The sequence below is a fragment of the Frankia alni ACN14a genome (assembly GCF_000058485.1).
Taxonomy (GTDB): Bacteria; Actinomycetota; Actinomycetes; order Frankiales; family Frankiaceae; genus Frankia; species Frankia alni.
Genome location: NC_008278.1, coordinates 4,979,611 through 5,005,713, shown reverse-complemented (window position 1 = coordinate 5,005,713; position 26,103 = coordinate 4,979,611). Strand labels below are relative to the sequence as shown.

Genomic DNA, 26,103 nt, shown 5'->3' with positions numbered 1-26,103 from the left:
GGCTCTGGGCCCGGCGGCGTCAGACCGCGATGCCGACCTCGCGCCACGCCTCGGTGACGGCCTTGCGCTCGTCCGCGCCGAACAGCACGCCGGCCTGGCGGCGCGTCGCCGCCGCGAACGAGCGGAAGGTCGCGTTCGGCCGCACCTGCGGGGCGCGCAGGCTCTCGTACCAGATGCGGCCGGCCCGCTCCCACGCGTAGCCGCCGAGCGCGATCGCGGCGAGGTAGAACGCCTTGTTCGGGATGCCGGAATTGATGTGCACGCCACCGTTGTCACCGGTCATCTGGACGTAGCCGGTCATGTGCGCGGGCTGGATGTCGTCGCCGAGCACGGGATCGTCGTAGGCGGTGCCGGGATCCTTCAACGACCGCAGCGCGACGCCCTGCACCGCGTCGGTGAGCAGCTCGTCGCCGATCAGCCAGTCGGCCTGCTCTGCCGTCTGCCCGAGCGCGTACTGCTTCACCAGAGAACCGAAGACGTCGCTGACCGACTCGTTCAGCGCCCCGGACTGGTTGACGTACATCAGCGCCGCCTCGTCCTCGGTGACGCCGTGGGTCAGCTCGTGCCCGATGATGTCCAGCGACACCGTGAACCGCTGGAACAGCTCGCCGTCGCCGTCGCCGAACACCATCTGCCGGCCGTTCCAGAAGGCGTTGTCGTAGTGGTCGCCGTAGTGGACGCTGGCGAGCAGTCCCACTCCCTCGTCGTCGATCGAGTCGCGGCCGAACACCTCCGAGTAGAACCTGAAGGTGGCACCGAGGCCGTCGTAGGCCTCGTTGACCGCCACGTCGTCGACGGCAGGCTCGTTCTCGGTGCGGACCGTTCTGCCCGGCAGCGACTCGGTGCCGGCGGCGTCTGCGACCGTGCGCCGTGGACCGGCGTCCGGGTCCAGCCGCGGCGGTACGACTCCGCGTTGCGCCGAGCGAAGCTGGGCGTTGTGGAGGCGGATCGTGCGGTGCGAGCTGTCCTGCAGCAGGGTGGACAGCGCCCAGGAACGCTGGTCGTCGCTGCCGTTGCGGACGATGCGTTCGAGGACGTGCGGCGGGACGGCGCAGGGCACGGTGGGGCCGGGGACGGTGGCGCCCGGGGAGACGGGGCTCGTCGCGGTGGGGCGGGGGCAGGGCATGATCGACTCCGGAGGGTGGCGGCGGCGGCCGGGACCGAGGCCCGGCGTGCCTCCGACGGGTGGTGTGACTCCTGGCCACCGACCCTGCTACCTGCGGCGCAGGATGTCCAGAGTGTGCTGGCGTGTCTGTGTTGTGTGGTTGTTGCGCTATGGCGTGTCATCGCCATGGCGGCGAAGCTGGTCCTCCGGTACTTTGCCCCGCCGGCCGTGCCACTGCCGGAGCCCGGCCCGCGCGGCCGCCTGCGCGAGGGCCAGCGCCAGACCGCCGAGCACGAGGTAGGTCATGTGCGCGTCCAGCCAGTTCACGGCGCCGCGCATCCCGGGGGCCACCGCCCGCGCCGCGGTCAGGTAGAGCGCGGCGGACAGCAGGGAACCGGGAATCAGGAACCGCAGGAATCGACGCATCGGCACACCACCCGCACCGAGCGCGGCGTCGACCGCCGCGTTGGTGTTGACCAGGCAGAACCACAGCAGGGGAGTCTGCGTCCCCGGTCGGCCCAGGGCCGTGACCAGGCGGCTGTCGCCGAGACGCCGCAACAGGACCGAGCGGATGTTGTTGCGCGCGAGCCCGAAGTAGCCGACGTCGACCAGGGCCCGAAAGAACGCGGCGACCAGCAGAGCCGGCACGAACGGCACCGACCCGCCCACCAGCAGCAGGATCGCCCAGGTGGGCCGCAGCGCGATGAGCAGCAGCGGCGCCCGGCCGGCGAGCGCCGGCACCAGGGCCAGCCCCAGGGCGCCGAGCCCGAGCAGCGAGCCGGTGAGCAGCACCGGCCACAATCGGTGAGCAAGCCGTCGCCCGGCCGGTACCGCCCGGGACGAGTGCTCCGCTGGCCCCGCCTCTGCGGCGTGCTCGGCTGGCCCCGCCTCTGTGGCGTGCTCGGCTGGGCTCACTCCTGCCGGGTCCTCGACCGGCTCCGCCCGTGCGGGGCCGTCGGCCCGTCCTGCTCCTCCCGCGCCACCGGCCCGTGCCGCGTCGGCGCCACCGGGCAGCTCAGGAACGGCAGGCCTGGGGACGGCGGGCGTGGGAACGGACTGCGCCCGCCCCGTCTCGGCTACCCCCACACGGACCAGTCTGCCAACCGCCGCCCGCGCGGCGAAGGCGGTAGGCCGAGGTGGCCGAGCAGTAAAGTGCCCGATCAGTGCAGCTGCCGCGCCCGACGGCCCGGCGGAACATCTACCGGCACGGGCTGGCAGACTCGGCATCGTGCTCACAGTGGGTCTGACGGGTGGTATCGGCTCGGGCAAGAGCGCGGTGTCGGCGCGCCTCGCGGCTCGCGGGGCGCTGCTGATCGACGCCGACCAGATCGCCCGGGACGTGGTCGCTCAGGGCACCCCGGGCCTCGCCGCCGTGCTGGCGGAGTTCGGAGCCGAGCTGGCCGCGCCCGACGGCAGCCTCGACCGCCCGGCACTCGGCCGGATCGTCTTCGCCGATGCCGCGGCCCGTGGGCGCCTGGAGGCGATCATCCATCCACTCATCCGGGCCGAGACCGGCCGGCGGATCGCGCAGCTCTCTTCGGACGGGATCGTCCTGCACGATGTGCCGCTGCTCGTCGAGGTGCACGCGGAGGGCAACTACGACCTGGTGCTGGTCGTCGAGGCGCCGCGCGAGCTGCGGCTGGTGCGGCTGGAGGGCCGCGGCCTGCCCCGCGACCAGGCACTCGCCCGGATGGCCACGCAGGCCAGCGACGAACAGCGCCGCGCCGCCGCCGACATCGTCATCGACAACGGGGGCAGCCTCGACGAGCTCGACGCCCGCCTCGACGAGGTCTGGCGGGAGCTGCTCGCCCGCCGCGACGCCCGGGCCGCCACCGAACACCCCCCGGCCGCCACCCCGTAACCAACGCACGTCGCGGCCGGGTGCGTGGGCTACTGCACCCCGGCGGCACCCATGCCGCGCAGCTCCTTCTTCAACTCGGCGATCTCGTCGCGCAACCGGGCCGCCAGCTCGAACTGAAGTTCCTTGGCCGCCTCGTGCATCTGGTCGTCGAGCTGGCGGATGAGCTGCGCCAGCTCGTGCGAGGGCATCCCGGCGAGCTCGGCGGCGTACCGGCCGACCGTGCCCTGCGCCCCGCCCCGGGACTTCATCCCCGGCACCGGCGCCTTGCCGCGTGACTGTGACCGCCCGCCCCCGCCGATCAGCTCGCCCTCGGCCGACTCGCGGACCATGTCGTCGAGGATGTCGACGACCTTCTTGCGTAGCGGCTGCGGATCGAGGCCGCGTTCGGCGTTGTAGGCCATCTGCTTCTCGCGGCGCCGGTTCGTCTCGTCGATGGCGTGGCGCATCGACGGGGTGATCTTGTCCGCGTACATGTGCACCTGGCCGGACACGTTGCGGGCGGCGCGGCCGATGGTCTGGATCAGCGACTTGTCGGAGCGCAGGAAGCCCTCCTTGTCGGCGTCGAGGATGCTCACCAGCGACACCTCGGGCAGGTCGAGGCCCTCGCGCAGCAGGTTGATCCCGACGAGGACGTCGAAGTCGCCGCGGCGCAACTCGGTGAGCAGCTCCACCCGGCGCAGGGTGTCCACCTCGCTGTGCAGGTAGCGCACCCGGATGCCGAGTTCGAGCAGGTAGTCGGTGAGGTCCTCGGACATCTTCTTGGTCAGCGTGGTGACGAGGACGCGCTCGTCGCGCTCCGCGCGCAGGCGGATCTCGTGGACGAGATCGTCGATCTGCCCCTTCGTCGGCTTGAGCACGACCTCCGGGTCGAGCAGCCCGGTCGGCCGGATGATCTGCTCGACCACGCCGTCGGCCCGGCCCAGCTCGTAGGGGCCCGGCGTCGCCGAGAGGTAGACGGTCTGGCCGATGCGCTCCAGGAACTCCTCCCATCGCAGCGGGCGGTTGTCCATCGCGCTGGGCAGCCGGAAGCCGTGCTCGACGAGGTTGCGCTTGCGGGACATGTCGCCCTCGTACATCCCGCCGATCTGGGGGACCGTCACGTGCGACTCGTCGATCACCAGCAGGAAGTCGTCGGGGAAGTAGTCCAGCAGGGTGTGCGGCGCGGTGCCGGCCTCGCGGCCGTCGATGTGCCGGGAGTAGTTCTCGATCCCGGAGCAGAAGCCGACCTGGCGCATCATCTCGATGTCGTAGGTGGTGCGCATCCGCAGCCGCTGCGCCTCCAGCAGCTTGCCCTGGCGCTCCATCGTCGCGAGGCGCTCGGCGAGCTCCGCCTCGATCCCCGCGATGGCCCGCTCCATCCGCTCCGGGCCGGCGACGTAGTGCGTCGCCGGGAAGACGAAGATCTCCTCCACCTCGCGGACGATCTCCCCGGTCAGCGGGTGCAGGTAGGTCAGCCGCTCGATCTCGTCGCCGAACATCTCGACCCGCACGGCGAGCTCCTCGTAGACCGGGAACACCTCCACCGTGTCGCCGCGGACCCGGAAGGTCCCCCGGGTGAAAGCCAGGTCGTTGCGGGTGTACTGGACGTCGACGAAGCGGCGCAGCAGCAGGTCCCGCTCGATCTCGTCACCGACGCGCAGCCGCACCATCCGGTCGATGTACTCCTGCGGCGTGCCCAGGCCGTAGATGCAGCTCACGCTCGCCACCACGATGACGTCCCGCCGCGTGAGCAGGCTCATCGTCGCCGAGTGCCGCAGCCGCTCGACCTCCTCGTTGATCGAGGAGTCCTTCTCGATGTAGGTGTCGGTCTGCGCGATGTACGCCTCGGGCTGGTAGTAGTCGTAGTACGAGACGAAGTACTCGACCGCGTTGTGCGGCAGCAGCTCGCGGAACTCGTTGGCGAGCTGCGCCGCGAGCGTCTTGTTCGGCGCCATCACCAGCGTCGGCCGCTGTAGGCGCTCCACGAGCCACGCCGTCGTCGCCGACTTGCCGGTGCCGGTCGCGCCGAGCAGGACCACGTTGGTGTCGCCGGCCCGCACGCGCCGGGCCAGCTCGTCGATCGCGGCGGGCTGGTCGCCCGACGGGGAGAAGTCGGACACGACCTCGAACGGGGCGCGCGTCCGCTCGATGTCGAGGCTGGGCCGTTCGAACGTTGTGCTCACGTCTACCAGAACACCACAGCCCTCCGACAGTTTCCGACCGGCCACCGGCGGCTCACCCGCCAGCCGGGTTCCAGCCGATCAGCCGTGCGCCGAGCACCGCCGTCTGCAGGACGTACCGATCCGTCGGGGAGGTCGGGTCGTGGCGGGTCAGCGCGTGGATGCGGTCGAGCCGGTAGGTCAACGCCCGCACGGACAGGTGCAGCCGACGTGCCGCGGCGAGCGCCACTGCGCCGGTGGTGAAGTAGGCGTCGAGGGTGTCGATCAGCGGGCCGGCGCCGCCCCGGGCGGCCCGCAGCGGCGAGAGCACCGCCTCGACCAGCTCCGCCAGCGCCTCCCGGTCGCGCAGCAGGACCTTGTAGATGAGCAGGTCGTCGGTGTGGACGACGGCTCCCTCCAGCCCGAGGCGGCCGGCGAGCTCCGCGGCGCCGCGGGCCTCCTCGAAACCGATCCGGACCCCGGCGACGCCGCTGCGCGCGCGGCCGACCCCCACCCGCCACAGCAGGCCGGGCTCGGCCCGCAGCCGGCGGGTCAGCGCGGCCATCGCGGCCGGGGCCTCCGGCGTGGGCGCGAACGCGGGCAGCGGGGAGAAACCCGCGTCCGCGGCCCCCGACTCGTCCGCCCGGCGCCGGCCGGGCGGACGGCTGCCCGCGGCCGCCGCGGGCCGGGCCCGCGCCCCCGGTGATCCCGACGGGCCCGGTGATCCCGGTGATCCCGGCGGCCCCGGCGCGGCGCCGCGCGCCTGCCCGGCCGCCGCGACGCCGCCGGCGGCGTCCACCCCGGCCGCCGACCGGCCGGCCGGGGCGCGGCCGCGAACGGGCGGCTGCGGGCCGCGGGCCAGGTCGCCCTGCTCGGGCACCACGCAGACGAGCAGGCCGTCGCGGGTCGCGACCAGCGGATCGGTGAGGCTGTGCTCGCGCAGGATGGTCTCGGCCGCGCGGGTCAGCGCCCGCCCGTCGAGGAAGCGCCGGTTGCCGGCGACGACCAGAACGGTGTGCGGTGCCTCCAGCCGCAGGCCGAATGCCCCGGCCCGCTCCAGCAACTGGCTCACCGCCGACGTGCCGGTGAGCAGGTCGTCGACGAGTTCGCGGCGCAGCGCCTCCTCGGAGCGCGCCCGGGCGGTGCGGGCCGCCTCGTAGCCCTCGCACACGGCGGCGACGGCGTCGTCGCTGGCCCGCAGCACCGCGGAGGCGGCGGCGCGGGTGCGCGAGACCGCCCCGACCGATTCCCCGGCCGAGCGCAGCGCGTCGGCGAGCTGCCGCGGCGCCACCGGCTCGCTCGACGCCCTGGTCAGCTCGCGGGCGGCGCGGTCGGCGGCCCGCACCGCCGGCAGCGACGGCCACACCCGCCAGGTCGCCGAAAGGTAGAGGTCGACCAGGGCACGCAGCGACGCCCCGGACTCCGCCGCCGCCTGGCCGAGGTCGCGAAACGCCTCCAGTTCCGCCCGGGTCAGCCGCCGGCCGCTGTCCGCCGCCGAGGCGAGGACGTCGAGATAGTCGCCGAGCAGGCCGGCATGCAGCCGGGAGTCGGCAGCCGCGAGCACGGCGGCGCGGGGTAGCCGGGTCAGGCTCGTCTCGGGCAGACCGGCCGGCGCGTCGTCGTCGACCGCGGCCGTCCCGGCCGGTTCGTCCGCCTCGTCCACTTCCTCGCCTCCCGCTCCTGATTGCCGAGCCTCGGCAGCAAAATCATAGGCGAAGTCGCGGAGTCCGTGCGGTGTCTGCCGGGACGTTGAAGGGCACGCTAGACGTTGAGCATGTGTAGCACCCGGTCGGCGACCCCGGCCGGGGAACGGGGAAACGGAGAGGAGTCTGAGCGGACATGACCACCCACGACGCCACCAGGCGGGGAGGGTTTCCGCCGATCACGGTGCGTCCGGGGCTCGCCGTCTCGGTGGCGGTCGTCACCGTCCTGCTCGCCGCGATCACGCTGCCGGCCACCGTGCCGGACCGGCCCGGTTTCGCCTACCTCTGCGGCGGGCTGATCGGCGCGGGCCTGCTTGTCGGCATCATGCTGGGCGCGGATCTGCGGCGGGCCCGGGCCGCCCGCCGGGCCGGGCTGACCGTCGTCGGCATCACCCTCGGCGCCTTCGGCAGCCGCCTGACGGTCGCCCTCGGTGGCCGTGACGGGGGCGGCGGCGGGGCGGGCGTGACCCTCGCGGGCCGCGCCGGGCCCGCACCTGCGCCGGGCGGGTCGGCCTCGCCCACCGGGCGTTCGGGAGCGGCCGGATCTGCGGGCACGTTCGGCGCGGGCGGCGGAGTCGACGTCGTCGTGCCGCCGAACACCGCCTCAGGGAACTCCGCGACCGGCCCGGGGAGCCCGGCCACCGGCCCGAGGTTCGTCGAGTCGGGTGCCGAGGTCCGCGCCGAGGCGCAGGTCGCCCGCGCGGGTCTCAGCGTGACCGCCCTGGCCGGTGCGCTGCTTGTCACCCTCGGCGCGCTGGCGCCGGCGGGGACGCTCGAACTGGCCGGCCAGGTGGCCGTCTGGGTGGGTACGTTCGCGCTGCTGGTGGCCTTCATCGACGTGCTGCCCAGCCCGCGCAGCTCCGGTGGGCGGCTGATCGCCGCCCGGGTGCTGCGCCGCACCGGCAGCCGGGAGCGCGCCGAGCAGGCCGTCGCCCGGGCCGGCGTCATCAGCGGCTGGTCAATGATCGCCGTGGGTGTCGCGGGCGTGTTCCTCGTCGGTTTCGTCGGGCTGTGGGCGGTGCTGCTCGGCTGGCTGGCGCTGGGGGCCTCCCGGTTGGCCCAGTCCCAGCAGCGCACCCACGCCGCCCTGGCGGGGCTGGTGGCGCGGGACGTCATGAGCCCGGCGCCGCCGGCGCTGTCGTCCTGGTCGACCGTCGACGACGCCCTCGACGACGTGGTCCTGCCCGCCCACCGCGCCGTCTTCGGGGTCGAGGACTTCGATGGTTCGCTCGCCGGGGTGGCGCTGCTGCGCGACCTCGCCGCCGTCCCGATGGACGACCGCGACCTCGCCCGGGTCAACCGGGTCTGCATCCCGCTGTCCATGGTCGCGACCGCCGCCCCGGACGACGCGGTGGCCGACCTGCCCGCGAGGCTGCTCGAACGGCCGGCCGCCGGCTGCGTCGTCGTGGTCGAGCCGGTGGCGGACGGCAGCCCCCGGATGGTCGGCACCGTCGGCCCGGTCGAGCTCAGCCAGGCGATCGAGACGGCGCCGCTGCGCGGGCGGAGCACCCGACCGGTGCGGCCCGGCAACCTCTGGCGCTGATCCCGCCGGCGGGCAGTTCGCCCGCCCGGCCGGTCCACCTCGGCCACGCCCCGGACCGGACCCCCTCGAGGGATCCGGTCCGGGGACGCCGGGACGATCGCGCCTCCCAATAGCTACTAATAGTAATTAATTCGTCGCTGCACGCTCATCTGCTGATGGTGTGGCGTACGTGAACGTGCTCTGACCGGCCGCTGGCAACGGCGCCCGGCCGGTCAGGGCGACACCTTCCGCCCCGGAGGAACCGGGGTGGCGCATCCGGGCCGCGACCGGCGACACCTCTGGAGATCTCCGTGCACGTTCCCCTCTGGGCCTGGGCCGCCTTCGTCGGCGCCTTGCTCGGGCTCCTCACCATCGATCTGCTGGCCCACCGCAAGGCGCACGTCATCGGCTTCCGCGAGGCCGCCTGGTGGAGCGTGCTGTGGGTATCGCTGGGCCTCGGCTTCGCCGGGGTGATCTGGGCCTGGCAGGGCCCCGGCGCCGCCGGCGAATACACGGCGGCCTGGCTGCTCGAGAAGAGCCTGTCCGTCGACAACCTGTTCGTCTTCGCGCTGATCTTCTCGTATTTCAAGGTCCCCCGGGAGTACCAGCACCGGGTGCTGTTCTACGGCGTTCTCGGCGCTCTGGTGCTGCGGTTCGTCTTCATCGCCGCCGGGGTCGCCCTGCTCGAGCAGTTCAGCTTCATCATCTATATCTTCGGCGCCTTCCTCATCTACACGGCCGTGAAGATGCTGCGCGACAGCGGGGTCGAGATGGACCCGGGGCAGAGCCGAGCGGTGAGACTGCTGCGGCGGGTCATGCCGGTCACCGATCAGTACGAGGGGCAGCACTTCGTCCTGCGCCGCGCGGGCAGGCTCGTCGCCACGCCGCTGCTCGCCGTCCTCGTCGCGATCGAGACCGCCGACGTGCTGTTCGCCTTCGACTCGGTGCCCGCAGCCCTGGGCGTCACCGACCGGACGTTCCTCATCTACACCAGCAACGCGCTCGCCATCCTGGGTCTGCGGTCGCTGTTCTTCCTGCTCGCGGGCCTGATGGAACGGTTCCACCACCTGGCGACGGGGCTGGCGTTCATCCTTGCCTTCATCGGCGTGAAGATGCTGCTCACCGACGTGTGGCACATGCCGATCGCGCTGTCGCTCGGCGTCATCGCCGTCGCGCTGGCCGTCTCGGTGGTCTGGTCGCTGCTGACCGAGCCGCCCGCGGAGAGGGCCGCCGACAAGCCGGCGCCGGAAGCGGAGGCGGATGCGCAGGCCGAAGTGGAGGCGGATGTGGAAGGCTCGCCGGCGGCGGAGACGAGTTCCGCACCGGCCCCGGCGGCCGACCAGGCCGAACCACGCCAGGTCGCCGGGGCGGGCGGCGGGTTCCCCGGTGGGCACCCTCGCTAGGCCAGCATTCCGCCCGGCGCGGGCGGCCCGTCGGCCCGTCCCCGGCGGACCGCCCGCCGGGTACGGCCCGCGGGACCGGTCAGCTCGGCCTCGCCGGCTCGCCGCGCGGGCCGGGCGCCGGGGCCCGGCGGATACGCCGAAGGCCGGGCGGGGGCGCGGTGAAGATTGCGAACGGGTCGCGGTCGTCCACCGACTGGCCGGTGTCGACGGCGCGGGAGATCCGGTCCCAGCGGAACCAGCGTGGGCCGCCCCGATCCAGGCACCAGGCCAGCAGGTACCAGTGGCCGCCGGTGAAGGCGAGCAGCTGGGGCTCCACCCGGCGGCCGACGGTTCGGCTGCCGGCGGCGTCCTGATAGTCGATCGCGAGCACCCGGCCGCCCCGCAGCGCGTCCTCGATCGTGGTGGCCAGCGCCGTGCGGGCGACGACGGGTGGTCCTGCCCAGCCGCGCGAGGCCAGCTCGGCGACCTGTCGCTGCTGCGGCGCAGGCATGATGTCGAGCAGCTTCTCGAGCGCCGCCGCGCCGTCGCGGGTCAGTGGGCCGGTCGCGGCGGCGGCCAGTGCCACGGCGGCCGAGCTCGCCTGGCCCTGGGTGAACGCGACGGGCGGCAGCATCGCGTGCTGGGCGAGCACGTACCCGCCCCCGGGTCCGGAGATCCCGCCGACGGGAACCCCGGCGTCCTGGAGGGCGAGCAGGTCCCGGCGGATTGTTCGCACGCTGACGTCCAGCCGGGCCGCCAGGCTTGCGGCTGTTCGCCCGGCGGGTCCGGCCCGGCGCAGCTCCTCGACGATCGCGGTCAGTCGATCTGGGTGCGGCATGCGTTCCACGTTGACAGGGCCCTGTCACGACTGGTGGCGAAACAGCGCGACTTGGGCAATCTCGCTGCCCCATGCCCGTGATGTGCGATGGCCGCGGCGCCGAACCGCGCAGGACCCGGGCGGCGGCGGACGCGGGCGGCGGCGGACGCGGGCGGCGGCGGACGCGGGCGGCGCGGCCCGGTGACCGGCGGCGGCGGGCGGCGCGACAGGCGTGGGTTCGGCGCCGGATTCGGTGCCTCGTGGGGCGACGGAGGTGAGCGTGATCGGGGGTCGGAATTTCGCTCGGGTGATGCCGTGATCCGCATCCGAAGTGTTTCCGGTGCATGATTCGGAAGATTCGGTTGACGGCTGGACCGGTCGCGATGCGCGACTCGCCGGGAAGGGAAACGTGGAGCACTTCGATGCGCTAGTTACCCTGGTCGCGACAGCTGTCCGGGCTGGTCGGCCGGGGTGGGGTGGGTCACGACTGTCGTCGTGGACGGGGGTGTGGCCATGAGTGCGGCGGCATCGGCGAAATCCTGATCGATCAACCTGGCCCGATATGTTCGCCGGTGTACTCCGTGGACGTACGGCGAGGCGATCATCGATCCTCTCGTAATCGCTTTATGTTTTAGTGAAGGCGGATGATGCACAGTTTGTTGGCGGTCGTCGTGTCCCACGGAGGCTCGACCCATCTGCACCAGTTGCTCTCGGTCCTGGTCGCCATGAACGGCTGCGAGACGGTGCTGGTAGAGAACGGCACCCTCGCCGGGCGCCCGGTGCCCGCCGGGGTGCGGATCGTCGAGGGCCACGGCAACGTGGGCTACGGCACGGCCGTCAACCTCGCCGTCCGAGGCGCCCTCGCGGACGGCCCGGCGCCGGACTGGCTACTGGTGATCAACAGTGATGTGACGATCCCCCACGACACCGCGGAGGTCCTTCCGAAGCTCCTCGCCTGGTACCCGCCGTCCGTCGACGTCGTCGGATTCCCGTTCCTCGCCAGCGAGGGCGGCCCCGGACGGTCCCGCGGCGTGCTGCCGACCTCGCGCACGAACGCCTTCATCACGCTGCGCGGCGAAGCGGCGGCCGTCGCCCGGTGGCCGGAGCTGCGCCACCCCGTCGGCGCCTTCTTCGCCATCCGCGTCCCGACCTTCCTGCGCCTCGGCGGCTTCGACCCCGCCTACTGGATGTACTACGAGGAGACCGACCTGTTCACCCGGCTGTACGCGGCCGGCGGCCGGCTTGCCTGGGCCGACGACGAATGGCCGGTGGTGCATGTCGGCGGTGAGACCGTCGGCCGCTCCGACCTGCTGCATGCCGAGCTCGGCCGCTCGGCCGCCATCTACGCCCGTCGCCACCGCGCCACCCTGGGCTGGAGCTGGCCCGCGGTGCACGCCGGCCAGCTCGTCGTCCTCACCGCCCGCAAACTCGCCACCGGTCACGTCCACGACGCGCGCCGCGCCGCCGGGATCCTCGCCGGCCTCACGGCCGGCCTGACCCGGCCGAGCTGGGAACCCGCCGTGCACTCCCGTTGGCGCGCCGCCCCCGCCGCGACCCGCCGTCGCCTCGGCCGCCTCCCCCCGGCCGACGCCGCCCGCCCCACGACGCCCGCTGTCCCGGCGCGGGCGTCCCGATCCGGCGAGCTCGGGCCGGGACCCGACCCGGCGGTCGCCGACCCTCTCGCCACCGGGTAGGCCTCGCCACGACCCCGGCGGACAGCGACGTCCGGGCCGATGGGGCGGACCGGGATCGGCACCGGCTCAGTAGCCTGATGCGGCACGGGGGCCTGCCGGGTGGGACGGGGTGTCAGGTCCCGCCGGAGAACCGTGCGTGGTGGAGGAGTGACACATGGACATCCTGACGCTGGGCCCGGCCGAGCCCGAGCGGATCGTGCTCTTCGCCACCGGCGCAGGCGGCGACCCGCAGCGATACCAGCCGCTCCTGGAGCATCTCGCCGCCCATGGCTGCCGGGTCGTCGCGCCCCACTTCGAGCGCATGGCCGGCCGAGAGGCGACGACGGCCGAGCTGGTCGCCCGTCCGGCCGGGCTGGTCGAGGCGCTCCGCCGGGAAGCGTCTGCGGACGCGGCGGTCGTGGCGGTGGGTCACTCCATCGGCGGCTGGGCCGCCCTCTGCCTGGCCGGAGCGACCCCCTGGGCGCGGGACGGCACGCCGCTGGACGTGCCGCGGGAACCCCGGGTCAGCCGTCTTGCCCTGTGGGCGCCCGCCACCGGCTGGTTCGCCGCTCCCGGCGCCCTGGCCGCAGTGACGGTCCCCATGCTCGTCCACGCCGCCGAGCTCGACACCGTCACGCCCGTCGACCAGGCCATCCTGCTGAAAAGTGCGCCGGGCGACGTGGATCTGCGCATCGTGCCGAACGCGGGTCACTTCAGCTTCATGCACTCGCCGCCGCCGGACCTGGCCGACGACGGCGACGGCTTCGACCGTGACCTGTTCCTGCGCGACCTCGCACAGGCAACCCTGGAGTTCGCCCTGGCGTCCTGAGCCGGGCGACGCGCGGCCGCGAGCCGCACCTCGGCGATGCTGGCGCCCCCGGTCAGGAGCAGGGTGGGGTGTAAGCGACCTCGGGTAGCACAGCCTTCCATTCGGCTTCGGTGAGTCGGTTGGCCCTCTCCGCGCAGGCGGCCTTGGTGAACCGGTCGGGGTCCAGATCCCATATCCGAGTGATGTTGTTGCTGTTGGCGGTGGCCAGCAGCCGCCCATCCGGGCTGGGTACCACGCCCGCGGCAGCGTTCGTGAGGGTGGCCAACGACTGGTCCACCTCGCCACGCGCGGTGGTGTCCCACAGCTGGGGATCGCCGTCTCCGCTGGTGGCGAGCAGCCGCCCGGCTCGGTCGAACACCACACCGCCATCCCAGAAGACGTGCGTGGGCGCAAACCTGAAGGTGGCCGACGACTGGTCCACCGTGCCGCGGGCGGTGGTGGGCCACAGCCGGGCTGTACCGTCGCGGCTGCTGCTGGCGAGCAGCCGTCCATCCGGGCTGAACGTCACCTCGGAGACCCAGTCGGTGTGAGCGGTGAAGGTGGTCAGCGCAGCGTTGCCCTCGCCGCGGGCGGTGGTATCCCACAGCCGGGCGGTGCCGTCCTCGCCGCTGGTGGCGAGCAGCCGCCCGTCCGGACTGAACACCACGGCTGTGACGGCGCCCAAGCGGCCGGTGTGGCCGGTGAAGGAGGTCAGCGGAGTGTGGAATTCGCCGCGGGCGGTGGTGTCCCACAGCTGGGCGATGCGGCCCCAGCCGCTGACGGCGAGCAGCCGCCCATCCGGACTGAACGCCGCGGCACTGAGGACGATGCTGGCGGCGAAGGTGGCCAACGACTGGTCCACCTTGCCGCGGGCGGTGGTGTCCCAGAGCCGGGCGGTGCCGTCCTTACTGGTGGTCGCGAGCAGCCGCCCATCCGGACTGAACGCCACAGCGGAGACGCCGTTGTCGTAGGAGGTGGTGGAGGTGGTGAAGGTGGTCAGCGGAGTGCGGGCCTCGCCGCGGGCCGCGGTATCCCACAGCTGGACGATGGGACCGTTGTCATTCCAGCCGCTGACGGCGAGCAGCCGCCCATCCGGACTGAACACCGGAGCGATGGTGGTCGCGAAGTGGTCGATGCCGTCGGCGAAGGTGGTCAGCGGAGTGCGGGCCTCGCCGCGGGCGGAGGCATTCCACAGCTGGACGGTGCCTGGCTCAGGGGGCGTGGAGAGGAAATTCTCGTCGCTGGTGGTGGCGAGCAGCCGCCCATCCGGACTGAATGTTCGAGCGTAGCCGCCGGCGAGGGTGGCCAGCGGCCGGTTCGTGAAGGCGAGCAGGCGCAGCACGCTGTTGCGTGCCTGAGGGGTGGGGGCGGTGCGGTAGGCGGCCAGCGCCAGCCGGCGGGCGAGGTCAGGCTGGTCGGCGGCCTTCTTCGTTGATGCGGCGGCCAACTGCCGTGACACCGCCTCCCGGTCGAGGTTGGGGCCGGGGCTGCTCCCACCGGTGATGCGCCAGAGCACCAGCGACACCACCACCAGCACCGCCATCGCGGCCAGGGGCAGGGCCACCCTCCGTCGTGCCCGCCCGCGCCGCCTCCGGGCGCGCCTCGGCCCGCCGTTCTCGCTCCCGGCGTCCGGCCCGACAGCGCCGCCGTCGGCTCCCGAGGCGACTGTCCTCGCGTCGTCACTGTCGCCCACCCGAGGGGGAGGTGCCGGCGGGTCGGTGGCCCGCAGGACGTGGTCGTCGAGGTGCAACGGCAGCCTGGCACGGGTGAGCCAGCCCGAGCTGTAGGCCTCGGTGGCGGCGTGGGCGAGATCGAGGGCGAACGCGGCGGCATCGGGGTAGCGGTCGGTGGGGGCCTTCGCCAACGCGCGCAGCACCACCGCCGCCACCGAGGCCGGTACCCCGACCATGGGTGGGGGTGGGTCGTTCAGGTGCTGGCGCCACAGCACCGGCAGCGGCTGTCGCGAGTCGAACGGCGGGGCTCCGGTAAGCAGGTGGTACAGCACCACGCCCAGCGCGTACAGGTCCGTCGCCGGCCCCAGCCGACCGCCCTCGATCTGCTCCGGTGCCATGTACATCGGGGTCCCGGCCCGGCTGCTCGCGGTGGCCGCCGACCCTTCGAACAGCTTCGCGATCCCGAAGTCACCGACCTTAGGGGTTCCGTCCGCGGCGAAAAGGATGTTGTCAGCCTTGATGTCGCGGTGCAGCACTCCCCGCCCATGCGCATGGCCCAACGCCGCGGCGACCGCCAGGCCCACCGCGCACACCTGCTCCGGGCCGATCCCCACCCGCCGACGGGTCAGCGTGCCCCCCGCCAGCAGCTCCATCACCACCAGGCACAGACCCTCAGCCTCGACGTAGTCGAAGGCCCGCACCACGTGGGGATGGTTCAACCCAGCCAGCACCCGGGCCTCGGCGGCGAAGCCGAAGGTCGTCCCCTCGGAGCCTTCGGCTTCCATTACCTTGATCGCCACCGGATGGCCCGTCCGCTGGTGCTGCCCGGCCAGCACCAGCCCGAACGCCCCCGACCCCAGCCGCTCGCCCACGGTGTAGCCGGGCAGGGCCTTCTCCACCCGCTCCCGGCCGACGATCACGTCACGGCCCGCGGCGGGTGGGCATGCCGTTCCATCTCGTCGGCCCCACTCATGGCTGCGCAAGTCTACCGAGCTGCCACGAAGCGTCACAACACGGTCGGCACCGGACTGGGTCAGGGCTCAACTCCGCGCAGCGTCGTCACCCGGTCGCGGAGGTGCAGTTGATCGACCTGAACCGGGACAACCGGGTCTATGCCTGGTCCACGGTGGCCACGCTGCCGCTGCTTTGGTAGCCCCGCAGGAACGCGAAGGCGCGTCCTCCCTCGGCCGCGGTGGTGTGCTGGGGGAAGATGTTCGACGCGATCTCCTCGATCGAGCCGCGAGCCAGTGCAAGCACGGGGATGGGACTGCTGATGAAGGTGCGCGCCGACCTGCACATCTCGCTCGACGGCTTCGGGTCGACGATCGACGGGACCCCCGACGATCCCCTCGGCACGGACTGGTTCCGGCTCGTCGCCGCCTACACCGCCACGCGCACCTTCCGCGAACGCGTGCTCGGCGACACGAGCGGCGCGGGCACGACGGGCGTCGACGACACGTACGCCGCGAACTACTTCGCCGAGATCGGCGCCGAGATCATGGGAGCCGGCAAGTTCGGGTTGCACGTGCACCCGAACGATCCCGAGTGGCGGGGCTGGTGGGGCGAGGACCCGCCCTTCCACACGCCGGTCTTCGTGCTCACCCACGAGCGGCGCCCGGACCTCGTGATGGCGGGCGGCACCACCTTCCACTTCCTGTCGGCCTCGCCCGAGGAGGCGCTGCAGCTGGCCGCGGGCGCTGCGGGCGGACGCGATGTCCGGATCGGCGGCGGACCGACGGTGGTCCGCGACTTCCTCAGGGCCGGCCTCATCGACGCCCTCCACGTCGCCATCGCCCCGATCCTCCTCGGTGGCGGCGTCCGCCTCTGGGACGATTTGCGCGGCCTCGAACACAACTACTCCGTGCGAGCGGAGACCGCCGAGAGCGGCACCGCGCACCTCACCTTCACGCGCGGCTCGGAAGGTGGCGAGAATTCCGAGGCCGCGCCGCCGTGGCGCCCCGTGGGAGCCACACTCTGAGCCGATCGGTGGCGGATGCGTGACAGGGCGTGCTTACCAGCCGCGGGCGCGCCACTGGGCCAGGTGCGGTCGCTCCGTGCCGATCGTCGAGTCGAAGCCGTGGCCCGGGTAGATCCAGGTGGTGTCCGGCAGGGGGCCGAACACCTTGCGCTCCAAATCGTCCATCAGGGTGACGAAGGCGTCGGCGTCACCGAACGTGTTGCCGGGGCCGCCGGGGAACAGGCAGTCGCCGGTGAACAGGTGTGGGGCGGCGGGGTCGGCGTCGTAGAGCAGGGCGATCGAGCCGGGGGTGTGGCCGACCAGATGGATCGCCCGCAGGGTCGCCCGGCCGACGGTGATCTCGTCGCCGTCGTGCACGATCCGGGCGGTGGGCACGGGGATCTGGGAGGCGTCGTCGGCGTGGGCGACGGTGGTCGCCCCGGTGGCGGCCACCACCTCGGCGAGCGCCTGCACGTGGTCGCCGTGCCGGTGGCTGGTGACCACCGTGGCGAGGCCCGCGTCGCCGATCAGCCGCAGCAGCGTGTCGGCCTCGTTCGCGGCGTCGATGAGGAGCTGCTCTCCGGTGACGGGGCAGCGCAGCAGGTAGGCGTTGTTGTCCGCCGGGCCGACCGCGACCTTGGTCACGGTCAGGCCAGGCAGGGTTCTGGTGTCCGCCGGGCCGCCGACGGTGACCTTCCCGGTGTAGTCGCCGGTGGTGGTGGCCGCGCCGGCCTCGTCGCTGTGGGCGTCGCTCATGGGTGGTCCCCTCTCCGGGCGGACGGCTGGGTCTGCTCGGGCGTCGTGTCCGCCTGTGGTGTTCGCGTTGCCTGTGGTGCTCGCGCGGCCTGTGGTGGTCGCGTCCGCCTGAGGTCATTGTCGGCGTCCCGGGGGTCCGCCGACGCCGCGGACCGGCGTGAGACCGCGCCGGGTGCGGAACACCCACGTCAGGCAGGTCGTTACCGTCCGTCGGGTGGCGGCCGTGCCGTCGGCGTGTGGGCGGGTGCCCGCCGGGCGCCGCCGGGGACCGGCCGCGGAAAACTGTCGGACCCCATCCGTAGCATGGCCACACTCGCCCAGGTCCGATTTTCCGGAAGATCATGAGGGATCGACGATGGCCGACCGACTTGTCGTGCGTGGCGCGCGTGAGCACAACCTCCGCGACGTCGATCTCGACCTGCCCCGTGACGGGCTGATCGTCTTCACCGGCATGTCGGGGTCCGGCAAGTCCAGCCTCGCCTTCGACACCATCTTCGCCGAGGGGCAGCGGCGCTACGTGGAGTCGTTGTCCGCCTACGCCCGCCAGTTCCTCGGGCAGATGGACAAGCCCGACGTGGACTTCATCGAGGGGCTGTCCCCGGCGGTCTCCATCGACCAGAAGTCCACCTCGCGCAACCCGCGGTCCACCGTCGGCACGATCACCGAGGTGTACGACTACCTGCGGCTGCTGTTCGCCCGCGCCGGCCGGCCGCACTGTCCGAAGTGCGGGCGGCCGATCTCCCGGCAGACCCCGCAGCAGATCGTCGACCGGCTGCTGGAGCTGCCCGAGGGCACCCGCTTCCAGGTGCTCGCCCCCGTGGTCCGCGGGCGCAAGGGCGAGTACCTCGACCTGTTCGCCGAGCTACAGAGCTCCGGGTTCGCCCGGGCCCGCGTCGACGGCACCGTCGTCGCGCTCACCGACGTGCCGAAGCTGGAGAAGCAGCGCAAGCACACGATCGAGGTCGTGGTCGACCGGCTGGCGGCCAAGGAGTCGGCCAAGCGGCGCCTGACCGACTCGGTGGAGACGGCGCTGCGCCTCGGCGGCGGCCTCGTCCTCGTCGACTTCGTCGACCGGCCCGCCGACGACCCCGAGCGCGAGCGGATGTACTCCGAGCACCTCGCCTGCCTCTACGACGACCTGTCCTTCGAGGAGCTCGAACCGCGGTCGTTCTCGTTCAACTCGCCCTACGGGGCCTGCCCGGACTGCAGCGGCATCGGCACCCGCAAGGAGGTCGACCCGGAGCTCGTCGTGCCCGATCCGACACTCTCCCTGGCCCAGGGCGCGGTGGCGCCGTGGTCCGGCGGCCACAACAAGGAGTACTTCGAGCGGCTGCTCAGCGCCCTCGCCGAGGACCTCAGCTTCCGGATGGACACCCCCTGGGAGGGGCTGCCGGAGCGGGCCCGCAAGGCGGTGCTGCACGGCAGTGGCGAGACCGAGATCCACGTCGGCTACACCAACCGCTACGGCCGCAAGCGCTCCTACTACACCTCGTTCGAGGGGGTCATCGGCTTCATCGGCCGCCGCCACCGGGAGGCCGAGTCGGACAGCAGCCGGGAGCGCTACGAGGGCTACATGCGCGATGTGCCCTGCCCGTCCTGCCGCGGCGCCCGGCTCAAGCCCGAGTCGCTGGCGGTGACGGTCGGCGGCCGGTCCATCGCCGAGGTCTCGGGCATGGCGATCGGCGAGTGCGCCGGGTTCCTGCGCGGGCTGGAGCTCAGCGAGCGGGAGCAGGCGATCGCCGGCCGGGTGCTCAAGGAGGTCGACGCCCGGCTGACGTTCCTGCTCGACGTCGGGCTCGACTACCTCTCCCTGGACCGCGCCGCCGGCACCCTGGCCGGCGGGGAGGCGCAGCGCATCCGGCTGGCCACCCAGATCGGCTCCGGTCTCGTCGGGGTGCTCTACGTGCTCGACGAGCCGTCGATCGGGCTGCACCAGCGGGACAACCGCCGGCTTATCCAGACCCTGGTGCGGCTGCGCGACCTGGGTAACACGCTCATCGTCGTCGAGCACGACGAGGACACGATCCGGGCCTCGGACTGGGTGGTCGACATCGGCCCCGGCGCGGGCGAGCACGGCGGGCGGGTCGTCGTCTCCGGGCCGGTGGCGGAGCTGCTCGCCAGCGAGGAGTCGATGACCGGCGCCTACCTCTCCGGCCGGCGGCAGATCCCGGTGCCCGACATCCGCCGGGTGCCGACGAAGGGCCGCGCGCTGACCGTGCACGCCGCCCGCGAGCACAACCTGCGCGACGTCACGGTCTCCTTCCCGCTGGGCTGCTTCGTGGCCGTCACCGGGGTGTCCGGGTCGGGCAAGTCCACCCTCGTCAACGACATCCTCGCCAGCGTGCTGGCGAACAAGCTCAACGGCGCCCGCGAGGTGCCCGGCCGGCATCGGACCGTCACCGGCCTCGACCATCTCGACAAGGCGGTCCGGGTCGACCAGTCACCGATCGGCCGGACCCCCCGGTCCAACCCGGCGACCTACACCGGCGTCTTCGACCACATCCGCCGCCTGTTCGCCGAGACGACCGAGGCCAAGGTCCGCGGCTACCTGCCGGGCCGGTTCTCGTTCAACGTCAAGGGCGGGCGCTGCGAGGCGTGCTCCGGCGACGGCACGATCAAGATCGAGATGAACTTCCTGCCGGACGTGTACGTGCCGTGCGAGGTCTGCCATGGCGCCCGGTACAACCGGGAGACCCTCGAGGTCCACTACAAGGGCCGCAACATCGCCGAGATCCTCGACATGCCGATCGAGGAGGCGGCCGAGTTCTTCGCCGCGGTGCCGGCGATCGCCCGTCACCTGCGCACGCTCAACGACGTCGGCCTCGGTTACGTCCGCCTCGGCCAGTCGGCGCCGACGCTGTCCGGCGGCGAGGCCCAGCGGGTCAAGCTCGCCTCCGAGCTGCAGCGGCGCTCCACCGGCCGGACCGTCTACGTCCTCGACGAGCCGACGACCGGGCTGCACTTCGAGGACATCCGCAAGCTGCTCGGGGTGCTCGGCCGGCTCGTCGACGCCGGCAACACGGTGATCGTCATCGAGCACAACCTCGACGTCATCAAGACGGCGGACTGGATCATCGACATGGGGCCGGAGGGCGGCACCGGCGGCGGTCGGGTCGTCGCCCAGGGCTCGCCCGAGGCCGTCGCCGCCGTCGAGGAGAGCCATACCGCGGTCTTCCTCCGGGAGATCCTCGGCGACCGGGTCTCGGCCGCCGGCGGGGCTGCGGCCGAGACCGGCGGTGGGGCAGGCGCTCGGCGGCGCAGGCTCGCCGAGGCGGCAGCCCGCTGAGGGGCGCGCCGGCCCGGAGCCGGGCAGGTCAGGTCTGGAGCAGGTTCGCCAGGACGGTGTCCAGCTCCTGCTCGGTGTGCTCCTCGCCGGTCGGCACCAGCCGTTCGGTGCGGTCCAGGAAGCTGCGCAGCGACGCGGTCGCGAGGACCACGACGGAGTGGCGATCCCCGTCGACCAGGTCCAGCCGGACGCCGCCCTCCCCGGGGTCGGGGCCGATCCGCACGTCGCCGTCGCCGACCGTCGCCTCCAGCCCGGCACGCAGGGCGTCGCGGGGGGCCACCCAGCTTCCCTGCGGCAGCGCGGGGTGCTCCGGCCTGGACACCAGAGTCATGGACACGGCCAGCGGATCGCACGCACGCCAGCAGATCTGGAACACCGTCACCCGCCCACGGCTGGCCGCGTCGTCCACGACGAACTCCGCCGTGACGTCCTCACCAAGCACGAGCTGGCTCCCTCGGTTCGCTTGCCCGATGTGTCGAGGGTCGCAGCCCCCCGCGCCGGACGCCAGCGGGGGCACCGGAAACAACGGAAAGTCTGGGATTAATCACGACCAGCTTCCGGATCTGTCGCCTGCCGTCACACTTCTGCCACGCTTCGAGAGGGCCCGCCGATGAGGTCGCGCGCTATGCGTGATGAAATGGTTACGTGCAGGCGCTGCTCAGGCGGGATGATGGTCGCCGTAGGCTCGGTTCATGGCTGATCCGGCGTCCTACCGGCCCGCGCCGGGCTCGATTCCCGAGACCCCCGGCGTCTACCGCTTCCGTGACGAACACGGCCGCGTGCTCTACGTGGGCAAGGCCAAGAACCTGCGGGCCCGGCTGGCCAACTACTTCGCCGATCTGCACACGCTCCACCCGCGTACCCAGCACATGGTCCAGGCGGCCAGCGCGGTCGACTGGACCGTGGTCTCCACCGAGGTCGAGGCCCTCCAGCTCGAGTACACGTGGATCAAGGAGTTCGATCCGCGCTTCAACGTCCGGTACCGCGACGACAAGAGCTACCCGAGTCTCGCGGTGACCCTCCACGAGGAGTTCCCGCGCCTGCAGGTCATGCGGGGACCGAAGCGCAAGGGCGTGCGGTACTTCGGCCCGTACGCCCATGCCTGGGCGATCCGGGAGACCCTCGACCTGCTGCTGCGTGTCTTCCCGGCGCGCACCTGCTCGGCGGGGGTGTTCAAGCGGGCCGGGCAGGTCGGCCGGCCGTGCCTGCTCGGCTACATCGACCGTTGCTCGGCGCCCTGCGTCGGCCGGGTCGACGCCGAGACCCACCGGGAGATCGTCGACGACTTCTGCGACTTCATGTCCGGTCAGACCGGCCGCTACCTGCGCCGGCTCGAGCAGGAGATGCAGCAGGCCGCCTCGGCCCAGGAGTACGAGCGGGCCGCGCGGCTGCGCGACGACGCCGGCGCCCTGCGGCGCGCCATCGAGAAGCAGGCCGTCGTGCTGCCCGACGGCACCGACGCCGACGTGGTCGCCTTCGCCGAGGACGAGCTGGAGGCCGCCGTCGCGATCTTCTACGTCCGCGCCGGGCGCGTGCGCGGGCAACGCGGCTGGGTGGTCGACAAGCTCGACGAGGTGACGACGGCCGACCTCGTCGAGCAGTTCCTCACCCAGGAGTACCTGGAGGGCGCGTCGCTCACCACGGCCGTCCCCGCCGGCGCGGACCCGGCCGGTGCCGGCCCCGCCGGGCAGGCCGGCGTGCCGAATGCCACCACGGACGCCACCACGGACGCCGCCGCGGACGCCGCGGTCCCGGATGTCACCGTCGCGGACGCCACCCGGGTCGGGGGGCCCACTCCGCCGGCCCGGGCGCCGCGCAGCGACCCGCAGGGCGCGGGCATCCCGCGCGAGATCCTCGTGCCCGCCCTGCCCCCGGACGCGGACGCCGTGGCCGAGCTGCTCGGCGTCGCCCGTGGCGGCCGGGTCGAGATCCGGGTGCCGCGCCGCGGCGACAAGCGCACCCTGCTGGAGACCGTGGAGCGCAACGCCCGCCAGGCGCTGGCGCTGCACCGCACGAAGCGGGCCAGCGACCTGACCGCACGCAGCCGCGCGCTCGCCGAGCTCCAGGAGGCCCTGGAGCTGCCGGACGCGCCGTTGCGCATCGAGTGCTACGACGTGTCGAACATCCAGGGCACCAACGTCGTCGCGAGCATGGTCGTCTTCGAGGACGGGCTGGCGCGCAAGTCGGAGTACCGCCGGTTCTCCATCCGTGGCGGCGCGGGCGGCGCCGGCCGCGAGCACGGGCGGGCGGACGCCGGGCAGGACGACGTCGCCAGCATGTACGAGACCATCCACCGCCGGTTCTCCCGGTACCTCGCCGAACGGTCCCGCACCGGTGAACTCGTCGACATCGTCGACTCCGCGGAGGATCTCGCCGCCGACACGGGTGTGCGGGACGGGCGGGGCCGGGCCGTCACGCCGGGCGCGGCGCAGCCGATCGACCCCGACACCGGCCGGCCCCGCAGGTTCGCCTACCCGCCGAACCTCGTCGTCGTCGACGGCGGCCCGCCGCAGGTCGCCGCGGCCGCCCGCGCCCTCGACGAGCTCGGCATCGACACCGGGCCCGGCGGAGTGGCGCTGTGCGGGCTCGCGAAGCGGCTGGAGGAGGTCTGGCTGCCCGACTCCGCGGAGCCGGTGATCCTGCCCCGCACCTCCGAGGCGCTGTACCTGTTGCAACGGGTCCGCGACGAGGCGCATCGTTTCGCCATCACCTACCACCGGCAGAAGCGGTCCGCCGCGATGGTGACCTCCGCGCTCGACGATGTGCCCGGTCTCGGGGAGACCCGGCGCAAGGCGCTGCTGCGGCAGTTCGGCTCGGTGGCGAAGGTGCGGGCGGCGAGTGCCGAGGAGATCGCCCAGGTGCCCGGGATCGGGCCGCGCACCGCCGCGGCGATCCTCACGGCGCTCGGCCGGTCCGCGCCGGGGACCGCCGCCGCCCCCGCCCCCGCGGTCGACCCACGCACCGGTGAGATCCTCGACGGGGCGCCGCCGGCGTCCCCGGTGGAGCCCGACCCGGCCCGGACCGCACCGGCGCCCGCGGCGGACGACCCCGCCGCCGCGGCACGCGCCCTGCACCCCGCCGACTCGGGAAGGCCGTCATGACCACCCCGACCCTCGACCTCGCCATCATCACCGGCCTGTCCGGCGCCGGGCGCAGCACCGCGGCCAAGTGCCTGGAGGACCTCGGCTGGTTCGTCGTCGACAACCTGCCGCCCGCCCTGCTGTCCACCATGGCGGAGCTCGGCCACCGCTCCGGGGGCGCGGTCAGCCGGATCGGCGTGGTCGTCGACGTCCGCGGCCGGGCGTTCTTCTCCGACCTGCGGGCGGCGATCGCAGCGCTCGACGCCCGGGGCATGCATCCCCGGATGCTCTTCCTCGAGGCCAGCGACGACGCGCTCATCCGGCGGTTCGACCACGTCCGCCGGCCGCATCCGCTGCAGGGCGACGAGCGTGTGGTCGACGGCATCGGCCGGGAGCGGGCGCTGCTCGCCGAGCTGCGCGGCGAGGCCGACCTCGTCCTCGACACCACGGACCTGAACGTCCACGAGCTGCGGTCGAAGATCGACGCGGCGTTCGGGCAGCCGGGCGCGAACCGGCTCAACGCCACCGTGGTGTCGTTCGGGTACAAGTACGGGCTGCCGCTGGACGCCGACCTCGTCGCCGACTGCCGGTTCCTGCCCAACCCGCACTGGGTGGAGGAGCTGCGCCCGTACACCGGGCGGGATCCGCAGGTGCGCAGCTACGTCCTCGCCCAGCCCGGGGCGCAGGAGTTCCTCGACCAGTACGCGGCCCTGCTGCGCCTGGTCGGGGAGGGCTACGCGCGGGAGGGCAAGCGGTACCTGACCCTCGCGGTCGGGTGTACCGGCGGCAAGCACCGCAGCGTGGCGATGGCCGAGCAGCTCGGCGCGCGACTGGCCGCCGACGGCGTCGGGGTCCGGGTCGTGCACCGCGACCTGGGACGGGAGTGAGCGTGCCGGAGCCCGTCGACCCCGTCGACCCCGCCGCGGGCCGTGATCACCGGGCCGCCGAGGCCCTGGAGACCGCCGGGGCGTTGGAGTCCGCCGGGGCGACGGTGACCGCCGGGGCCCTGGAGACCGCTGGGACCACGGAGACCGCCGAGGGCGCCGAGGGCGCCGTCTGCGGGCCGGAGCCGGCGGTCGTCGCCTTCGGCGGCGGCCACGGGCTCGCCGCCTCGCTGGCCGCGCTGCGCCAGCTCACCTCGGCGCTGACGGCGGTGGTGACCGTCGGCGACGACGGTGGGTCGTCGGGGCGGTTGCGGGCGGAGCTCGGTGCGCTGCCCATGGGGGATCTGCGGATGGCGCTGGCGGCGCTCGCCGGCCCGGACGGCCCGCCGGCGACCTGGGCGGAGCTGTTCCAACACCGGTTCGCCGGCTCGGGCCCGCTGGCCGGGCACGCCGTGGGGAACCTGGTGCTGACCGGGCTGGCCGAGCACACCGGCTCCCCGGTGGTCGCCCTCGATCTCGCCGCCGACCTGCTCGGGGTGCGGGGGCGGGTGCTGCCGCTGTCCACCGAGGGCATCGACATCGTCGCCGACGTCCTCGGGGTGGACCCGGTCGCCCCGGAGGCGGTGACCGAGGTGCGCGGGCAGGCCGCGGTGGCCACCACGGCGGGACGGGTGGCCGGCGTCCGGCTCGCGCCGGCGGAACCGGCGGCCTGCCCGGAGGCGGTGGCGGCGGCCCGGGCGGCCGACTGGCTCGTTCTCGGCCCGGGCTCGCTCTACACGAGCATGCTGCCGCACCTGCTGGTCCCCGGGATGCGACAGGCGATCATCACCTCGCGGGCGCGCACGCTGATGGTTCTCAACCTGGCCGCCCAGCCGGGGGAGACCGCCGGATACACCCCGCAGGCCCACCTCGACGCCCTGCGCCGGCACGTGCCCGGCCTGCGCCTGGACGTCGTGATCGCCGATCCGAGCGCCGTGCCCGAGCCCGAGTCGCTGACGCGGGCCGCGGCGGATCTCGGCGCCCGGCTGCATCTCGCGCCGGTGCGGGTGCCGGGCGCACCCGTGCACGACCCGGCCCGCCTTGCCGAGGCCTTCCGCGCGGTGTTCGCCCTGGCCGGAGCAGTCGCCCAGGCCGGTGCGGTCGCCCAGGCCGGTGCGGTTCCGCAGGCCGGGACGGTTCCGCGGGCCGGGACGGTCTCGCGAGGCGGGACGGCCGCGCGGGGCCTGGCGGTCGAGACGGAGACCGGGCTGGCGGCTGCCGCGGCGCAGGCTCAGCCCGGACCCTCCGGTGACGGGTCCGCGGCGGCGTCGCCGGCCGTCCGCACCGGGCCGCCCGGGCCGCCTGCCCCGTCGGTGCCGCGGGCGCCGTCCGCGGGGGGCAGCCGGCGGCCGGCCACGAAGTACCCATCGTCCGGCGGCGCCGTTCGCCGGACCCCATCCGGTGAAGCCAAGGAGTGAT

Annotated in this window: 19 protein-coding genes; 10 read left to right on the top strand and 9 right to left on the bottom strand. The window is 73.5% G+C overall.

The annotated features are described in order from the left end of the window. Positions 1–19: 19 nt before the first annotated feature. Together FRAAL_RS20155 and FRAAL_RS20150 are read right to left on the bottom strand one after the other, a co-directional pair. Positions 20–1,126, bottom strand: coding sequence for a M4 family metallopeptidase (locus FRAAL_RS20155; RefSeq protein ID WP_011605727.1), 1,107 nt, complete (start codon positions 1,124–1,126; stop codon positions 20–22). A 147-nt stretch (positions 1,127–1,273) separates the two neighbouring features. Beyond that, positions 1,274–1,897: a hypothetical protein gene (locus FRAAL_RS20150; RefSeq protein WP_011605726.1), complete on the bottom strand. Its 624-nt coding sequence runs from the start codon at positions 1,895–1,897 to the stop codon at positions 1,274–1,276. Between the two features lie 436 nt (positions 1,898–2,333). Here FRAAL_RS20150 and coaE point away from each other — a divergent pair, with 436 nt between their 5' ends. After that, positions 2,334–2,966, top strand: a complete 633-nt coding sequence (gene coaE, locus FRAAL_RS20145; RefSeq protein WP_041939543.1) for a dephospho-CoA kinase — start codon at positions 2,334–2,336, stop codon at positions 2,964–2,966. Positions 2,967–2,995: 29 nt separating this feature from the next. Here the strand turns inward: coaE and uvrB are convergent, their stop codons facing one another. Both uvrB and FRAAL_RS20135 read right to left on the bottom strand, forming a co-directional pair. Then, positions 2,996–5,128 (bottom strand): excinuclease ABC subunit UvrB, encoded by a 2,133-nt coding sequence (gene uvrB, locus FRAAL_RS20140; protein ID WP_041939542.1) that lies wholly within the window; start codon positions 5,126–5,128, stop codon positions 2,996–2,998. 52 nt (positions 5,129–5,180) lie between these two features. Further along, on the bottom strand, positions 5,181–6,767 hold the full coding sequence (locus FRAAL_RS20135) for a PucR family transcriptional regulator (RefSeq protein ID WP_011605723.1): 1,587 nt from the start codon (positions 6,765–6,767) through the stop codon (positions 5,181–5,183). Positions 6,768–6,943: 176 nt separating this feature from the next. Between FRAAL_RS20135 and FRAAL_RS20130 the strand changes: the two genes are divergently transcribed. Both FRAAL_RS20130 and FRAAL_RS20125 read left to right on the top strand, forming a co-directional pair. Next, positions 6,944–8,350: a hypothetical protein gene (locus FRAAL_RS20130; RefSeq protein ID WP_011605721.1), complete on the top strand. Its 1,407-nt coding sequence runs from the start codon at positions 6,944–6,946 to the stop codon at positions 8,348–8,350. A 290-nt stretch (positions 8,351–8,640) separates the two neighbouring features. Next, a complete protein-coding gene (locus FRAAL_RS20125; RefSeq protein WP_011605720.1) occupies positions 8,641–9,732 on the top strand; it encodes a TerC family protein in 1,092 nt (363 codons plus the stop codon). A 79-nt stretch (positions 9,733–9,811) separates the two neighbouring features. On the opposite strand, the gene FRAAL_RS20120 is transcribed toward FRAAL_RS20125, so the two are convergent. After that, positions 9,812–10,549, bottom strand: coding sequence for a helix-turn-helix transcriptional regulator (locus FRAAL_RS20120; RefSeq protein WP_041939541.1), 738 nt, complete (start codon positions 10,547–10,549; stop codon positions 9,812–9,814). Positions 10,550–11,175: 626 nt separating this feature from the next. On the opposite strand from FRAAL_RS20120, the gene FRAAL_RS20115 reads away from it, so the two are divergent. Both FRAAL_RS20115 and FRAAL_RS20110 read left to right on the top strand, forming a co-directional pair. Beyond that, positions 11,176–12,222 carry a glycosyltransferase family 2 protein gene (locus FRAAL_RS20115; RefSeq protein WP_041939540.1) on the top strand — a complete coding sequence of 349 codons (1,047 nt, stop codon included), beginning with the start codon at positions 11,176–11,178 and terminating at the stop codon, positions 12,220–12,222. Between the two features lie 154 nt (positions 12,223–12,376). Further along, the gene (locus FRAAL_RS20110) at positions 12,377–13,030 is read left to right on the top strand and encodes an alpha/beta hydrolase family protein (protein ID WP_011605716.1); all 654 of its coding nucleotides are present in this window, start codon (positions 12,377–12,379) and stop codon (positions 13,028–13,030) included. A 52-nt stretch (positions 13,031–13,082) separates the two neighbouring features. On the opposite strand, the gene FRAAL_RS20105 is transcribed toward FRAAL_RS20110, so the two are convergent. Both FRAAL_RS20105 and FRAAL_RS33195 read right to left on the bottom strand, forming a co-directional pair. Beyond that, positions 13,083–15,602 (bottom strand): WD40 repeat domain-containing serine/threonine protein kinase, encoded by a 2,520-nt coding sequence (locus tag FRAAL_RS20105; protein ID WP_050997191.1) that lies wholly within the window; start codon positions 15,600–15,602, stop codon positions 13,083–13,085. Positions 15,603–15,792: 190 nt separating this feature from the next. Next, positions 15,793–15,939 carry a hypothetical protein gene (locus FRAAL_RS33195; RefSeq protein WP_011605714.1) on the bottom strand — a complete coding sequence of 49 codons (147 nt, stop codon included), beginning with the start codon at positions 15,937–15,939 and terminating at the stop codon, positions 15,793–15,795. 4 nt (positions 15,940–15,943) lie between these two features. On the opposite strand from FRAAL_RS33195, the gene FRAAL_RS20100 reads away from it, so the two are divergent. Next, the gene (locus tag FRAAL_RS20100; RefSeq protein WP_231861123.1) at positions 15,944–16,660 is read left to right on the top strand and encodes a dihydrofolate reductase family protein; all 717 of its coding nucleotides are present in this window, start codon (positions 15,944–15,946) and stop codon (positions 16,658–16,660) included. Positions 16,661–16,693: 33 nt separating this feature from the next. On the opposite strand, the gene FRAAL_RS20095 is transcribed toward FRAAL_RS20100, so the two are convergent. Continuing rightward, entirely contained in the window at positions 16,694–17,395 is a 702-nt protein-coding gene (locus FRAAL_RS20095; RefSeq protein ID WP_011605712.1) for an MBL fold metallo-hydrolase, read from the bottom strand. A 355-nt stretch (positions 17,396–17,750) separates the two neighbouring features. On the opposite strand from FRAAL_RS20095, the gene uvrA reads away from it, so the two are divergent. Further along, positions 17,751–20,681: an excinuclease ABC subunit UvrA gene (gene uvrA / locus FRAAL_RS20090; RefSeq protein WP_041939539.1), complete on the top strand. Its 2,931-nt coding sequence runs from the start codon at positions 17,751–17,753 to the stop codon at positions 20,679–20,681. Positions 20,682–20,709: 28 nt separating this feature from the next. On the opposite strand, the gene FRAAL_RS20085 is transcribed toward uvrA, so the two are convergent. After that, a complete protein-coding gene (locus FRAAL_RS20085) occupies positions 20,710–21,123 on the bottom strand; it encodes an SsgA family sporulation/cell division regulator (RefSeq protein WP_041939538.1) in 414 nt (137 codons plus the stop codon). 250 nt (positions 21,124–21,373) lie between these two features. Between FRAAL_RS20085 and uvrC the strand changes: the two genes are divergently transcribed. The 3 genes from uvrC to FRAAL_RS20070 are packed head-to-tail and all read left to right on the top strand — an operon-like array spanning position 21,374 to position 26,102. Beyond that, a complete protein-coding gene (gene uvrC / locus FRAAL_RS20080) occupies positions 21,374–23,782 on the top strand; it encodes an excinuclease ABC subunit UvrC (protein WP_011605709.1) in 2,409 nt (802 codons plus the stop codon). Next, positions 23,779–24,648, top strand: a complete 870-nt coding sequence (gene rapZ / locus FRAAL_RS20075) for an RNase adapter RapZ (protein WP_011605708.1) — start codon at positions 23,779–23,781, stop codon at positions 24,646–24,648. Before uvrC ends, rapZ begins: the two co-directional genes overlap by 4 nt. A 2-nt stretch (positions 24,649–24,650) precedes the next feature. Beyond that, entirely contained in the window at positions 24,651–26,102 is a 1,452-nt protein-coding gene (locus FRAAL_RS20070) for a gluconeogenesis factor YvcK family protein (protein WP_011605707.1), read from the top strand. The last annotated feature ends 1 nt before the right edge of the window (position 26,103 follow it).